The sequence below is a fragment of the Paenibacillus oryzae genome, assembly GCF_001675045.1.
GTDB lineage: Bacteria > Bacillota > Bacilli > Paenibacillales > Paenibacillaceae > Pristimantibacillus > Pristimantibacillus oryzae.
In genome coordinates this window covers 194,151-208,760 of the sequence record NZ_LYPA01000064.1, presented here as the reverse complement: position 1 = coordinate 208,760, position 14,610 = coordinate 194,151, and the positions used below count along the sequence as shown (strand labels likewise).

The window sequence follows — 14,610 nt, the reverse complement described above, 5'->3', positions numbered from 1 at the left end:
GAATATTACGGTCCCATAACACAAACCCTAAGTAGTGATAGCTATAGGGCAAGGAAAGTATACCTCCCTATGACAAGACGGCTGACGAGGTGAATAAGGATGGGTAAAAATAGCAGGCTGCGCTGGATCAGGTTAAGCGCTGCTCTACTGGCTTTATTAATGGTCTGGGGATGCGCGGGAATGACGGAGCGCCGAACGCCACAGGAATGGCTAAGTCTTTCTTATTCGGGACTGGCTGCATTAGACGAGTTTTCATTTGCCGGATCGCTCACAATGGGAATGAACGAGGGGGTTATGAACAAGCCGCAAACGTTTGAAGGAAAGGTCGTGGACCATCATCAGCTCACCTTGCAGGCAGAGGGGCAGCATGCGCTCTACGGCAATCCGGCCGATGTGCTAGCCAGGTTAAACCGCGGCAACGACGGCGTGGCGATAAATCGCGAAGGACAGGGAGACGGCGAGTTTCCCGCAGAAGATATAATTTGGCTTCAAATAAAGGGCAAGCCGGAGGAAACGACAGAGCGCTGGCGGCAGCATTTGCGGGACGGGCTGGCTGAATTAAACGGGATAGGCATGTCAGCAGCAAGCCGCGAGACGACTGCATTGAGAGAGCAGACGCTGCTGAAGGCAAAGGAGGAGCTTGAAGGCATGCTGGCAACCTTGAACGCCACGTCCGTCTATCAGCTCGGCATTCATCGCAAAAAGCTGCTTCCTCTAAAAATGATGGAAAATACAGAATTTAATTACAAGCGGAACGGCGTCCCGATGCATGAGACGCGGAGCACGTCAATTCGGTTTCAGCATTTTTGAAAACTGTGAGCGACTAAAGTGCATTGAAATGAAAATCATGGTAGGATGTTAGGTATGTTGAAGACATGTCTAACCATGAAGGAGCAAATAACCAATGAGAGATCCGCGATTGCAGACGCTGGCCCGCAACCTGGTGCAATATTCCATTGATGTCCAGCCGGGCGAAAATGTTCTGATTCATATGATCGGCAACGAGCGAGAATTAACGAAATGCCTGATTGAAGAAGTGGCAAAACGGGGCGGAAACGCGTTCCTGGATACGATGGACCGTTCCATGCTGCGTACGCTGCTGACCCATTCCACAAAGGAAAGCCTTGAGCTTTGGGCGAAGCATGATCTGGAGCGAATGAAGCAGATGCAAGGCTACATTGCAGTCAGATCTGGGGACAATGTGAATGAATTGTCCGATGTGCCTGAGGAAAAGATGAGGCTTTACAATCTGATCTACAATACGCCCGTACATATGGAGCAGCGCCTCAAGCATACAAAGTGGGTTGTGCTTCGCTATCCAAGCCCGTCGATGGCGCAATTGGCGCAAATGAGCACTGATGCGTTTGAAAACTTCTATTTTGACGTCTGCAATCTGGATTATGCCAAAATGGAGCAAGCGATGGAGCCGCTCAAAAATCTAATGGATCGTACGGACCGGGTACGCATCGTAGCTCCCGGAACAGACTTGACGTTTTCCATCAAGGGCATTGGCTCTAAAAAATGCTCAGGTCATCGCAATATCCCGGACGGAGAAGTGTTTTCGGCTCCGGTGCGGAATTCCGTGCAAGGAACCATTTCATACAATACGCCTAGCGTATACTCTGGCGTTACGTTTCAGAACATCGTGTTTACGTTTAAGGATGGCAAAATCGTCAAAGCGGAAAGTAACGACTCCGCGCGTTTGAACGAAATTTTGGATACGGACGAAGGAGCTCGCTTTATCGGCGAATTCGCTATCGGCTTCCACCCGCATATCCTTCATCCCATGAACGATACGTTGTTTGATGAAAAAATCGCGGGAAGCCTGCATTTTACGCCGGGCCAGGCTTACGAGGAGACGGATAACGGGAACCGCTCCGCGGTGCATTGGGATTTGGTCCTGATCCAGCGACCGGAATACGGCGGGGGCGACATTTATTTTGACGATGTGCTGATTCGCAAGGACGGTCTTTTTGTTATTCCAGAGCTGGAAGGGCTAAACCCCGATAACTTGAAATAATTGAAAATGAAGTCTTTAATTTCGCAAAACCTATTGATGGATAGGTGGATTCGGGTTATCATGATGGAAAGGTAAGCTTTACTAATCTAACTGGAGGGATCTCCCATGTCCAATAACGCAGCTATCGTAGAAATTTCTCAAACAGCCGGCAAATTTACATCCTCAATCGTTCTTCAAGCCGAAAGCAAATATATCGATGTAAAAAGCATTTTGGGTCTGTTCACTACTCTGGTGGGAGGCCATGACTATGAGCTGCATGTACATGGTCCAGATGCCGACGAAGCCAAAAAAGCAATGGCTGAAGTGTTCGCCAAGCATAATTTGAATGTAAATATTGTTGCTGAATAACATTATGTTTCATTAAATGGGCGCTTCTTCCTTTAGGAGGGGGCGCTCATTTGTTTTGTCCTTGTGTATTCCCCGGTTTTCGTCTAATATAAAGGATATAGATGCTGGCGGGGACGCGCACAGGGGGGAGAAGTATGACTGCACCGGAAATCACTGATGTTCTGCATGAAAGAGCGCTTCGTCTTCTTCAGGAAGACGCGAGTAAGATAGAGAAGCTGATTGAAGTTCAGATGGAAAACCTGACGACTCGTCATTGTCCACTTTATGAAGAGGTATTGGATACTCAAATGTACGGCTTGTCCCGTCAAGTCGATTTTGCTACTCGCGCCGGACTGATCGGCGAGCTAGCGGGCAAAGAAATCGTCAGCAAGCTGGAACGCAATCTTGCTGTGTTATATGAAGCTATGGAACGTAAAGGGTAGACTCCTCGGAGTCTGCTTTTTTTTTGTCGAAGAGAACCATTGTGGACGGGGTTATTCGCCTTGCTTCGCGCCTTCCGTTCTATTACAATGAACATATATGGCAAATACGAGGAGTGAATGACATGACCGAAGAACTTCAAACAGGCATTATCCGAATTTCCGACGATGTAGTAGCTACCATAGCAGGACTTGCAGCACTCGAAACGCCGGGTATTGCCGCCATGTCGGGCGGCATATCAGAAGGTTTGGCAAAACGGCTTAGCGGCAAAAACGTACAAAAAGGCGTTTCGGTTGAGGTCGGTCAGTTAGAAGCCGCCATCGATTTGCGCATTATCGTACATTACGGCATTCCGATTCAGGAGGTTTGCCGCCAATTGCAGCTTAATGTGCGCGAATCCGTGGAAAACATGACTGGTTTGCAGGTCGTTGAAGTGAACGTCAAGGTGGAAGGCGTTGCTTTCAAGGAAGAGGAAGTAGAAGAGCCGCAGCTACGGTTGAAATAATACGGATAACCAAAACGGCGCCTCCTGACAACAGGGGGCGCCGTTTGCATATTTGGTTAGAAATGAGCTGATGCGGTACAATCAAGTCCGTGATCTGCGTTTGTCGCCAGAGGGTTCGAGCCGGTTGGATTCTCTGGATATGCTGAGCAAAATGCCCATGCCGAACAGACAGAACAGCAGGGAGGAGCCGCCGTAGCTTATAAAGGGCAGCGTAACGCCTGTAAGCGGAATGGTTGACGTTACGCCTCCGATGTTGATGAAGGCTTGTACGGCAAGCAGCGCTACGATCCCGACCCCCACAACCGTCCCGTACATGTCGGGACATCTGAGGGAAACGATCAGCCCGCGCCACAGGAAAAACAGAAAAAACAGCAGGAAAATAGCACTGCCGATAAAACCAAATTCCTCTGCGATTACCGCAAAAATAAAGTCATTGTACGCAAATGTCAAGTAGTGAAGCTTTTGTACGCTTTCTCCAAAGCCTGCGCCCGTCAAGCCGCCATGGCTTAACGCCTGCAGAGATGAAGTAACCTGAAACGCTCCATCCTGTGCATGGGCTTCGGGGTCCATAAAGGAGGTAATCCGCTTGATCCGGTATACCCAGGCTTTTGGATTAATGGCCATGGATATGCTGACTAGCAGTGTCAGAACGACGCTCCCAATGGCCCCTACTGCAAAAACCTGCTTCAAATTGGCCCCGCTCGCAATGATCATGACGAGTGCGCAGGTAGCCAGAACCAGGCAGGAGCCAAGGTCAGGCTGCAGCATAATAAGTCCGCATATAAAACTGACAATAACAATAACCGGCAGCAGGCCGCGCTTGAAATCGCGGAATTTCTCGCCTTTTTTGGCGATTAACGCGCCCATGTAAAGGATAAGTGCAAGCTTGGCTGGTTCTGTTGGCTGAATACCAAAGGAGCCGATTCTAAACCAGCTTCGCGCGCCATGAAGCGGGTCGCTGACGATCGGAACCAGTATGAGCATGATGACAACAGGAATAAAAAAAAGAATATAGCCCTTTTTAAATGCCTGATAGCGTACATTCATCGCCCAAAACATTGAAAAAAGGCCAAGAACTGCAAAGGCGAGTTGCTTTTTTGTAAAATATAAAGGATCGTTTTGAAACTTGGCCTCTACTGCAGCAATGCCGGAGCTGGCGCTGAAAACCATCACCAGACCAAATCCGACAAGCAGAAGTGTCATGATGAGGAGCAAAAAGTCAGGCCTTCCCCGGCTGGCTTTTTCTGTCGCTTTCATGGTGAGTCTCTAAAGCAGCGCTTTCTTCAATTGAGCAAGGCGCTGTTCGGCTGTGTCCAAAATATGCTGGGGAACCGGAGATTCGTATTCCATGCCGTGCGGGAAGGTGGCGCGGCCGATGTAAACAGCCTCGATAACAAGCACGGCATGGGGAGATTCCAGCTTGCCTTCCACTGCGCGCGTATTCAGACGCAGAAAATATTCATTTCCGCTAGCCCGATCAACCAGCTTCAAATCATATGTAGCGCGGTAATATTCCCATTGCCACCGAACAAAACCGGCTTTTTCAGCCTCATTATCCAAATGCGCAAGTTCGCTCTGAAGGCCATTCAGCCCGGAGTTTTCAATGATCATCACAGTTCCTCCCAAATTCATCAATCATATGTTGTGCATTCTTTACCCATGATAGTATGTTTCCCCAGTCAGCGCAAGCCTTAGTCGGCATAATGCGGGGCGTCAAATGGATAACAGGGGCTTGCTTGCGAAGAGCGGCGCGGGAAATTGAAAAAAGGATGGAGTTATTGGATTCATTGCTGGTACACTTGTTAATAGAAGAAGACTACGCCAGAGGGCAATTTTAAAAAAAGGAGGCTGCGCCAAATGAAGCTGAACAGCGTGGCAAAGGATTGGCTATCGGAGCATTACGACCAAATGGTCGCCTGGCGCCGTCATTTGCATCAATATCCCGAGATTTCCTTTCAAGAGAAGGGGACGTCAGCCTGGATCAGCAGCCAGCTGAAGAAGGCAGGCTGCGAGGTTACGGAGGGAATAGGAGGCAACGGGCTGATCGTTTCCATTAAAGGGCAATTGCCCGGCCCCGTCGTAGCGCTGCGCGCCGATATGGACGCTTTGCCGATTCAGGATCAAAAAAACTGCGATTACGCCTCAAAAGTGCCCGGCGTCATGCACGCGTGCGGACATGACGGACATACGGCCGCTCTGCTGGCCATTGCCGGCTTCTACTGGGAAAACAAGGCATATCTGCGGGGAGAGCGGCGGCTCTTGTTCCAGCCAGCGGAAGAGGTAACGCCTGGCGGAGCGATCGAAATGATCCGCGACGGAGCGCTTGAAGGCGTTGATGTTATTTATGGCGTTCATTTGTGGACGCCGCTGGCTTACGGCTCTTCCTTCTCGCGCGCCGGCGCTTTAATGAGCGCGGCCGATGAATTTGTTCTGGAAATTGTCGGCCGGGGCGGCCATGGAGGCATGCCGCATCAAACAACGGATACCGTTATGATTGGGTCTGCGCTTGTGCAAGCGGCACAAACAATTGTTAGCCGCAATATTAGCCCCAATCAGCCCTCCGTCGTAACCTTCGGCTCCTTCCAGGCGGGAACAACCACAAACGTCATTGCCGAAAAATGTGTAATCAAAGGCACTGTCCGCTCCTTTGACGAAGATACGCGCCTTCTGGCACGTCAGAGGCTGGAGACGATAATCAGACATACCTGCGAAATGCATGGCGCCTCCTTCCACTACGACATGCGCATCGGTTATCCGCCAGTCGTTAACAATGAAGCGGAAGCGGCCCGATATTTCAAGGTGGCGGAGACCGTTTTCGGCGATGAGCATGTGACCGAATCGGAGCCTCTGACGGTTGCGGAGGACTTCTCCTATTATTTGCTGGAGAAGCCTGGCTGTTTTATGTTTGTTGGCGCCGGAAATCCGGAATGCGGAGCGGTTTATTCTCACCATCATCCCATGTTTGACTTTGACGAGCGGGCCATGTTAAAAGCGGCGGAGCTGATGATTGCCATGGCGGAGAACTACGTGGCGGATTCGGTTGAGCCATAAGGATTGGAAGATGGATTGGGATACGGGGGAGAGAGGATCGTGAAAGTCGGCGGCCCGCTGTCCCGGTTATACAAATGAGCTTGCAACGCGGGAGGACGAAGGATCATTCGTCTTCCCATAGCGCTACAAGCTCATTTTTGTCATTATACAGCTCGGCGGGGTCGGATTCATTGTTGCTCCATACATTGTTGACTTCCCATAACAAGACGCCTTCTTTAGCAACAGCATGTTCGCCCGAAGCGAGAATGAGGCTTTCTTGTCCATCCAGCATGTAAGGCTCAAAGGTATAGGTCTGGTTTCCCCGAACGCTAATCAGCTTCCAGCCGTCCAGATCAATGGCTTGAGGGGACGTATTCGTAATGGTCACAAGCTCGGCCTGCTTGTCCACTTTCAGCTCAATGCCGACCTGCTGAGCCTTGCGCACCGGCAAATCGCTTTGGCTGGTTTCGGTGCCCGTACTCCAGATTCCCAGCTTGTTTTGCTTGGCTTCTTGCTCCAATTGTTTATAGACGTTTTCCATTTTGGTATTGGGCTCAATAATCATCACTTTGGCAAGGCCTTCCTGGAGCAGCAGCTCGTTCAGAATGGCGCCGTCCTTCAGCTCAACAATCGCTAACGTCCGGTTAGAATGGTCCTTGATTTCTTTATCGAAGGTCAAGCGGACTTCTCCGGAGTCCTCCAGCAGCTGGGCAGTTAGCTGCGAGGCTTCCGGTCCAAAAGGCTCGACCGGCGTATTTTCCTTTTTGGCTTCGGGCGTATCAATGTACAGCATTCGAATAACAGCATGTCCGGAGCCCGTGTCTATTTTGAATGTATCTCCATCCACATAGCCGGAAACGGGATACCAGGTATCGCTTTTGACAGTTGGTGTTGCCTCGGAATTGGAAGCGGCGCAGCTGGCGAGCAGGAGAGACAACATGGCGATTATAGATGTAAAAAGCTTTCTCATGGGTCAAATGCCTCCAGCAAATAAATAAAATGATGTCTCCATTTTTTCATCTTACTATACAGGACCGCAATCCGGCAAATTATCGGCGCCACTATCCGTAGGGATAAAATGGCGAAAAACCCTTCATACTGATGAAAGAATATAGAAATGAGGGTTGTTGACTATGACAGCTGGCAAAGGCGCATTAATCGTTCAATCCGATATGACCGTTCTGCTGGATGAGCAAATAGAAACGGCGCGCGAAGCGCGCGAACAGCTGCTGATGTTTGGAGAGGTTGTCAAAACGGTGGGCAGCCTGCATACCTACAGGCTTACGCCGCTTGCTTTGTGGAATGCCATGAGCGCGGGCGTTTCCTGGCAAAACGCATTGGAGTGCCTGGAGCGTCATGCACGGTACGGATTGCCCTTTACCGCCGCGGCGACGCTCCGGGGCTGGGGACAACGCTTTGGCAAGCTTAGACTGCAGCTGAGGGAAGGAGAACTGGTGCTTGGCGGCGATACAGCGCTTCTGTCGCAGTTAGCGCAGCAAAAGCAGCTAGCCGATTGGATCAAGGACAAAACAGCAGAAGGCGAATGGGTGCTTCACGGGCACTGCCGCGGACTTCTCAAGCAAGAGCTGACGCGCCTCGGCTACCCTGTATTGGATTATGCCGGCTATCATGACGGCGAAGCGCTGGATATCGGGCTGCGGAAGCTGACGCTGCGCGGCCGTCCTTTTAGCCTGCGTCCGTATCAGGCAGCAGCCGTGGACCGCTTCCTGCAGGAAGGGGCCGTCCAGAGTGGAAGCGGAGTTGCTGTATTGCCCTGCGGCACTGGAAAAACGGTTGTTGGTTTAGCGGCTTTGGCAGGCGTCGGAGCAGCGGCGCTCATTCTTGCTTCCAGCCACAGCGCCGCGCTCCAGTGGCGTGACGAGCTTCTGGACAAAACAACGCTGGACATTTCCTCCATCGGCATTTACAGCGGCAAGCAGCGCGAGATTGCTCCCGTGACGATAGCGACTTACAATTTGCTGACCCGGCGCGCGACCGCAGGGGATGAATACCGTCATATGGAGCTGTTGACCAAACGGGACTGGGGGCTTGTCATATATGACGAGGTTCATTTGCTGCCGGCGCCGGTATTCCGAATGACTGCTTCCATTCAAGCGACAAGAAGGCTGGGTCTTACGGCAACACTGGTTCGCGAGGACGGCTGCGCCGAGGACGTGTATTCCCTGATCGGACCCAAGCTGTACGACATGGCATGGAAGGATGCGGAGCTTGGGGGTTACATCTCTTCTGTCAGCTGCAAGGAAATTACCGTTCCGCTTCACCCGTCGCAGCGGAAGCTTTACCATGCGGCCGGGGGCAGGGGCCAGCTTCGGATAGCGGCCGAAAATCATAACAAGCTTGGAATTGTAAAACGGCTTTTGCGTCAGCATGAGGGCAAGCCAGCCTTGGTTATCGGCCAATATTTGAAGCAGCTGAATGACATTGCGCAAAGCCTGAACGCGCCGATATTAACCGGAGAAGTGCCGCCGCAGGAAAGAGCGGAGTTGTATAGCCGCTTCAAACGAGGCGATATTTCGGTACTTGTTGTGTCCAAAGTGGCCAATCTGGCCATTGATTTGCCCGATGCGGCCGTTGCGATTCAGCTGTCGGGAAGCTTTGGCTCCAGGCAAGAGGAAGCGCAGCGGATCGGCAGGCTGCTGCGGCCCAAGGCGGGAAGCAATAAGGCCTGGTTCTACAGCATTGTTACAGAGGGGACAAAGGAAACACAGTTTGCACTCAAGCGCCAGCTATTTATGATGGAGCAAGGGTATGTCTACGAGCGGATGGCGGAGCAGGGGGAGGCGGAACCTGTCTCCGAAGCCGGGAGGCCGACATCATGAGGCTGAAGGAAGTCGCGGAAAAGCTCACGGAGGAGCAGCTGCTCAACTGTGAATATTTTTGGCTTAAAGGCTCCGTAGAAGGAAGCTTGACTGCCGTTGATTGGGATGAGGCGTTGAGGCTGGCTGCTTCAGGCAAGCCGTTGGAGGAATTAAGCGCGGCGGAGCTTCAAGTGCTGCAATTGCATATGGATCTGCATGGCGCTTCACCTGTCGAAGAGGAGGCCCTTGTTGTCATATTGCGGGAGCGCTCCGCTTTGACCGGGGCGGAAATCAGGCTGGGGCTGGATGCATTGGAGCGCGGAGGTTTTTTGTTTGCGCTCGGCAAGGCATGGGGCGAACGCTTCATCTTTGCTCCAAGCGATCTTTATGCGGCCTTATTGCCGTGTTTGTTACCGCTCTCTGCATCTTCTTCGCCCTGCTGCGGCGACGTTTATCCCGCTGCTTCTCTGCAAGCTGGCCAAGCGGGCACAGGAACTGGCGGCACGCTGCCATTGGGCAGAGCGCTGCTGTATGGCTTGTCGCGGCTTAGCCGTGAGCCTTCAGCCGGTTTTACGGCAAAAGGCGTCTTATCTCGCAAAATGAGCGACAGGCTGGAGCGTGCTTTCCCGTTTTCGCGGGATGCTCTTCAAGCATTTGGCTTTGGCGTCAAGGAGGAATGCGGCTATTCCCCAAGCGTTGCGCTGCTGCTTGAGGCGGCCTTGGGACTCCGTTTGCTGATTGCCGGTGACAAGGGCTTTTGCATAAACGAAGTTGCGCTTGAGCTATGGCTGAAGCAAGACGAACAAGCAAGGGAAATAGAGCTGAGAAGCTGGCTGTGCGATTTGATTTTTCCAGCCGCCGGCGCTGCCGCTCATTGCGGGGCGAGAATGTGCCGGATTCAGGATGGCAGCTGGCGCCGCGTTCAGGATTTGTACGCAGAACCTCGCTTCGTTGACGATATTGCGGCAGGCGAGGGCCGGGAGGCGGTTATGGAGCAGCTTCAATACGCGCAAAACTGGCTGGATTTGTTTTGTGAGTGCGGCTGGCTTGAGAGCGGTTATATAGAGGGTGAAAAGCCCGAAGCTGTATTTCGCTGGCGTCCCTTCAGCCATGTTATTGAAAATGAAGTGATGCTCCAGCCTGACGGCGAGATACTTGCGGGACCGCAAATAAGCGGCTCTATTCGCTGGCAGCTGGAGGAAATAGCAGACCGGGTAAGCGATGATTGGTTTACGCTATACCGCCTGTCCGAAAACCGTCTTCATTGGAAGCTGGGGAGAGGCGCGCAATTGGAGGAAATCGAAGCTATTCTGCAAAACATAAGCGGGAGGGAGAGCCTTCCGGAAGCTGTGCATAACATGCTGCAGCAATGGCATCAAAGCTGGGTGCATAAAGGCTCCAAGCGATCCTCCTTCTGCGGTATAGAAAAATCCGGTCCCCAAAAATCGGGCGAGTCTCTGCAAAGCAGCTATAGCTCGCAGCCATGTTTTTTGGAAATCATCCGGCTTCCAAACCAGCAGCGGTCTCAGCAGTTCCCAGGGATTCCACAGCAGACTGTTCCTATGCGGCTGGAGCAGGATCGGGCAGGGCTATACCGGCTGGAGATAAATCGGGACATGCATCATGCTTTTAGCGAAAAAATAGCTGCCGTTCCGGCGATGTGGCTGAAGCAGCGCCGCTCCTATCATCCCTCCACCAGCAGGGAGCTAATTGCAAAGGCGATTTCCCTGGAAACCGCGGTTGAACTTTCCCTGGAGGGGAGGAGCGTTTTGTTTATTCCTGAAGCGACGGAGCAGCGGGGAAATGAGTGGGCGGTAAGCGGCAGGCTGTACGGCGAGCGTAAGCTGGAAAATCATGTTTTGGGACCGGAGCAATGGGATGAAATCAGACTGGTGCTCCCGACGGAGGCGGCAAACGGCAGAAAGCGGCAATAATGCCAGCTGCCGAACTTACCCTTCATCTATTGGCTAATAGTTTGTTATGTGATAATGTAATAGCAAGCTGGAGGAAAGAGGTGGATCAATGGCGGTTGCCGAATATAGAGACTCGGCTGCACATCTGACAGAAGACGCCTATGCTTCACTAGATATGGCGTCATTGCTGCTCAAAGCTTATGAGTTGGGCGATATGGTTAATTTATCGGCTGAAGTAGCCGAATATGCATACTGGAAAAAAGCCGTAAACGAAAGCGCGGAAGCCAAAAAGCTTCAGGCCGCTTTTCTGAAAGCCAAGGAGCAGTTTGCGGACTGCGAGCGTTTTGGCCGCTTTCATCCCGACTTCCACGAGGCGCGCGGCAAGGTGAAAGAAGCGGAAAAAGCGCTAGGGGAGCTGGAGGAGGTTCGGCGCTTCAAGCTGGCGGAAGCAGCGGTTGATGATATGCTGCATGATATGGCGACGATTATCGCCGAATCGGTATCGCATACCATCAAAGTCCCCGGTAACGAAAAGGGCGGGGGCGGTTGCGGAAGCGGCGGCTCATGCGGCTGCGGAAGCGGCGGCTGCGGATAATTTCTGTAAGGGGGAAGAAGGCATGTTGCCGGATCGGACAGGCTTTATTGTATGGGTTAGCGATTTGAAGGCAGCACGATCCCTGGAGCGTTTCGGGAATGTTCATTACATGTCCAGAAAACTTCATTACGTGGTGTTGTACATGAATGCCGACAGGGCGGAGGAAGCAGTCAAGCAAATGTCGCGGCTTTCCTTCGTGCGCAAGGTCGAGCGTTCCTATCGAAGCGAGCTGAAGACGGAATACACCAAGGACAGCGAAGATAAAACCAGATTTTACAGCTTGTAGCCAAGCGTTTTCAATAGACGAGGAAATAACGCTTTTGTATCGGAAATTTCTGGTGCAAAAGCGTTATTTATTTGAATTTAAATACATTTATTTACATTTATGCCTTCCGTTTATTTTTTTGTTGAAATATCGGACGGACATGGTAAAATAGGCACTAGATATATAGGCATAAAGAACTGGTTCTGTAGAAGGAGTGCGGGACGATATGAAGGATAAAATGACTAGAAGATGGAATACATATGAGGCTTTTTATGTAGAGCTTGGCGACAAAAAAATATCCGACATTATCATTACGAATCATGCCCAAACCCGCTGGCTGGACCGTGTGGAAAGCGCCAATACCGGATACGACGACATTGCCGAATTTTTATGGGAATGTTTGAAGAAGGGACGGGTTGAATCCTATTATCGAAACGAGGAAGATGTTTATTTAATCGATGGCGATTTGGTGTTTGTCGCCGAATTTTCGGATGCGCCCAATGATATGGATTTGCTTGGCAATCCTCTGCAAAAAATGATTGTTGTTACGTTTCTTGGGCGAATGTCGGAAACAATCGAGCTTAGGGACCTTAAATCCTATTATTCCTGGCTGCGCCATTCTCGCCGCATGACACTGGTCAAAAATAGCCGCAAGCGGAAATAAATCCGGCCTGCTTCAATACAGCAATGCAGAGCAAAGCTTAAAAACAAAGCTTAGCAAAGCGGAGACAAGCGCCTCCTTGAGGGATGGCGCTTTCTGTCGTTTTGTGTACAATTGGTTACCTGCATTGTAGTATAATAACAGCAAGAAGAAAGGACGGATTGGACCTTATGGCACTCAACTTTCATCAGCTGCACATCTTTTATACCGTAGCGGAGCGCGGCAGCTTTTCCGCCGCCGCTCAAGCTTTGCATATGACTCAGCCTGCTGTGACGATGCAGGTTCAATCGCTGGAGGACTATTTTGGGACAAAGCTGCTGCAACGTTCAACGAAACGAATCGAATTGACCGAAGCCGGCCTTGCCTTGATGCCGTATGCAAAAAGCAGCATAGAGCTGATACGGAACACGGATCAGGCTATGTCGGCTTTTACGCGCCAGCTTAAGGGCAAGCTGCTGCTAGGCTCCAGCCTTACCATCGGAGAATACATTTTGCCGCGGTTATTGGGGCCTTTTGGCCAGGAATATCCTCAAATAGCAATCAGCATGAAGGTTATGAACACAACGCAAATATTGGACGAAATTTTGAACCATCAGCTCAACTTTGGCTTGGTGGAGGCGCCAGTCAGCCATCCTGATATGCATATGGAGGCTGTAATGAACGATGAGCTTGTTCTTGTTGCCGCAAGCAGCCATCCGCTGGCGTCAGTCGGCAAAGCGACGCTTGAGGAGGCGTTGGAGCATGTTTTTGTTTTGAGGGAAAAGGGCTCCGGCACCCGGCAGGTTATGGAGGATGAGCTTGTCCGCAGAGGCATGAATCCCGCCACCATGAAAATCGGGATGGAGCTGGGCAGCACAGGCGCGGTTAAGTCGGCGGTCGAAGCTGGACTTGGCATTTCCATCTTGTCCTCTTCCTCCGTCAAGCATGAGATTGCTCTGGGACTGATTAAAATAATCGAGCTAAGCGATACCACGTTCAAGCGCCAGTTTTATTCTATTTATTTGAAATCGGCCTTGCTGCCTATTTCAGCCGTTACCTTCCTAACTTTTTTGAGAGAGAGGGATTTACAGCAATGGCTATAACAAAGCTCGCAGATTTGCATTCCCATACTACAGCGTCGGACGGCTTGCACGCTCCGGGGGAAGTAGTAGCGATGGCGGTAAAAGCCGGATTGGCCGCTATTGCGATAACGGATCATGATACGATAGCCGGAGTTGCGGAGGCGCAGGCGGCAGGTATGAAGCTGGGCATACAAATTGTACCTGGCGTCGAATTAAGCACAAATGCCGGAGGGCAGGACATTCATGTGCTGGGTTATTTCACGGATAACGGTAATGAACAATGGCTGTCGAGGCTTATCCGTCTTCGAGGCGGCCGTTCCCATCGAAATGAAGAGATTTTGAGCAAGCTGCGGCAGTTGGGCTTGCCCGTGCAAATGGCTGATGTACATGCGGCGGCAATGAAGAGAGCAGGAGTTGGTCCTGAGTCTTTATCCGCGCTCACCATAGGCCGTCCTCATATTGCACAAGCGCTGATCGATAACGGTTTTGTTTCCGATATGGAGGAGGCCTTCCGCGTTTATCTTGCGGAAGGAGCTGCCGCCTATGTCTCTCAGTCGCGAGTGCATCCTTTGGAGGCTATCGGCTGGATTAAGGAAGCGGGAGGCGTCGCCGTCATCGCTCATCCGGGACTCTATGGAGCGGATGAATTAGTGGAGGAGCTTTGCCGCAGCGGTGCGGACGGCGTGGAGGTTTTTCATTCCGATCATGGCCCCGCGGAAGAGAAGCGTTATTCGGCCATGGCTAAACGGTGCGGCATACTGGAGACAGGCGGCTCCGACTTTCACGGCTTGCGCGGCAATCAAAGCTACCATGGCGACCTGGGGAGCCGAAATGTGCCCTTGAGCAGGGTTGAAGAATTGGAGGCTCTACGCCGCCAGCCATCGGCAAGCCATTTATAGCCAACATACAAAAAATATAGCGACCATAAAAAATGGAAGCATCCAACGGCCTGTCGCAGGCATGAGGATGCTTC

The 14,610-nt window shown here is 51.5% G+C and carries 16 protein-coding genes; 13 read left to right on the top strand and 3 right to left on the bottom strand.

Translation table 11 applies throughout. The features are described 5' to 3' along the window. Positions 1–99 precede the first annotated feature (99 nt). From A7K91_RS14860 to A7K91_RS14840, 5 genes are all read left to right on the top strand, one after another. The gene (locus tag A7K91_RS14860) at positions 100–810 is read left to right on the top strand and encodes a hypothetical protein (RefSeq protein ID WP_156739569.1); all 711 of its coding nucleotides are present in this window, start codon (positions 100–102) and stop codon (positions 808–810) included. Between the two features lie 94 nt (positions 811–904). Then, the gene (locus A7K91_RS14855) at positions 905–2,020 is read left to right on the top strand and encodes an aminopeptidase (RefSeq protein ID WP_068684043.1); all 1,116 of its coding nucleotides are present in this window, start codon (positions 905–907) and stop codon (positions 2,018–2,020) included. A 105-nt stretch (positions 2,021–2,125) separates the two neighbouring features. Then, the gene (locus A7K91_RS14850) at positions 2,126–2,368 is read left to right on the top strand and encodes an HPr family phosphocarrier protein (RefSeq protein WP_068684041.1); all 243 of its coding nucleotides are present in this window, start codon (positions 2,126–2,128) and stop codon (positions 2,366–2,368) included. A 134-nt stretch (positions 2,369–2,502) separates the two neighbouring features. After that, complete coding sequence (locus A7K91_RS14845) at positions 2,503–2,790, top strand: Fpa/YlaN family protein (RefSeq protein ID WP_068684039.1); 288 nt, start codon at positions 2,503–2,505, stop codon at positions 2,788–2,790. Positions 2,791–2,912: 122 nt separating this feature from the next. Beyond that, positions 2,913–3,293: an Asp23/Gls24 family envelope stress response protein gene (locus A7K91_RS14840; RefSeq protein ID WP_068684037.1), complete on the top strand. Its 381-nt coding sequence runs from the start codon at positions 2,913–2,915 to the stop codon at positions 3,291–3,293. An 81-nt stretch (positions 3,294–3,374) separates the two neighbouring features. Here A7K91_RS14840 and ftsW read toward each other — a convergent pair whose 3' ends face one another. Both ftsW and A7K91_RS14830 read right to left on the bottom strand, forming a co-directional pair. Continuing rightward, positions 3,375–4,550 (bottom strand): putative lipid II flippase FtsW, encoded by a 1,176-nt coding sequence (gene ftsW, locus A7K91_RS14835; RefSeq protein WP_068684035.1) that lies wholly within the window; start codon positions 4,548–4,550, stop codon positions 3,375–3,377. Between the two features lie 9 nt (positions 4,551–4,559). Continuing rightward, a complete protein-coding gene (locus A7K91_RS14830; RefSeq protein ID WP_068684033.1) occupies positions 4,560–4,904 on the bottom strand; it encodes a YugN family protein in 345 nt (114 codons plus the stop codon). 246 nt (positions 4,905–5,150) lie between these two features. On the opposite strand from A7K91_RS14830, the gene A7K91_RS14825 reads away from it, so the two are divergent. Continuing rightward, a complete protein-coding gene (locus A7K91_RS14825; RefSeq protein WP_068684031.1) occupies positions 5,151–6,344 on the top strand; it encodes an amidohydrolase in 1,194 nt (397 codons plus the stop codon). A gap of 103 nt (positions 6,345–6,447) precedes the next feature. Here the strand turns inward: A7K91_RS14825 and A7K91_RS14820 are convergent, their stop codons facing one another. Continuing rightward, positions 6,448–7,293, bottom strand: coding sequence for a thermonuclease family protein (locus tag A7K91_RS14820; protein ID WP_068684030.1), 846 nt, complete (start codon positions 7,291–7,293; stop codon positions 6,448–6,450). 163 nt (positions 7,294–7,456) lie between these two features. Here A7K91_RS14820 and A7K91_RS14815 point away from each other — a divergent pair, with 163 nt between their 5' ends. The 7 genes from A7K91_RS14815 (at position 7,457) to A7K91_RS14785 (ending at position 14,536) form a co-directional block, all read left to right on the top strand. Further along, the gene (locus A7K91_RS14815) at positions 7,457–9,163 is read left to right on the top strand and encodes a DNA repair helicase XPB (protein WP_068684029.1); all 1,707 of its coding nucleotides are present in this window, start codon (positions 7,457–7,459) and stop codon (positions 9,161–9,163) included. Further along, positions 9,160–11,076, top strand: a complete 1,917-nt coding sequence (locus tag A7K91_RS14810; RefSeq protein ID WP_068684027.1) for a hypothetical protein — start codon at positions 9,160–9,162, stop codon at positions 11,074–11,076. The genes A7K91_RS14815 and A7K91_RS14810 overlap by 4 nt, the downstream gene beginning before the upstream one ends. Before the next feature lie 88 nt (positions 11,077–11,164). Further along, the gene (locus tag A7K91_RS14805; protein ID WP_068684026.1) at positions 11,165–11,650 is read left to right on the top strand and encodes a YlbF/YmcA family competence regulator; all 486 of its coding nucleotides are present in this window, start codon (positions 11,165–11,167) and stop codon (positions 11,648–11,650) included. Positions 11,651–11,672: 22 nt separating this feature from the next. Then, on the top strand, positions 11,673–11,936 hold the full coding sequence (locus tag A7K91_RS14800; RefSeq protein WP_068684023.1) for a YlbG family protein: 264 nt from the start codon (positions 11,673–11,675) through the stop codon (positions 11,934–11,936). A gap of 205 nt (positions 11,937–12,141) precedes the next feature. Further along, the gene (locus A7K91_RS14795; RefSeq protein ID WP_068684021.1) at positions 12,142–12,579 is read left to right on the top strand and encodes a hypothetical protein; all 438 of its coding nucleotides are present in this window, start codon (positions 12,142–12,144) and stop codon (positions 12,577–12,579) included. Positions 12,580–12,746: 167 nt separating this feature from the next. After that, positions 12,747–13,658 carry a selenium metabolism-associated LysR family transcriptional regulator gene (locus A7K91_RS14790; protein ID WP_068684487.1) on the top strand — a complete coding sequence of 304 codons (912 nt, stop codon included), beginning with the start codon at positions 12,747–12,749 and terminating at the stop codon, positions 13,656–13,658. Further along, the gene (locus A7K91_RS14785; protein WP_211274532.1) at positions 13,649–14,536 is read left to right on the top strand and encodes a PHP domain-containing protein; all 888 of its coding nucleotides are present in this window, start codon (positions 13,649–13,651) and stop codon (positions 14,534–14,536) included. Before A7K91_RS14790 ends, A7K91_RS14785 begins: the two co-directional genes overlap by 10 nt. Positions 14,537–14,610 lie beyond the last annotated feature (74 nt).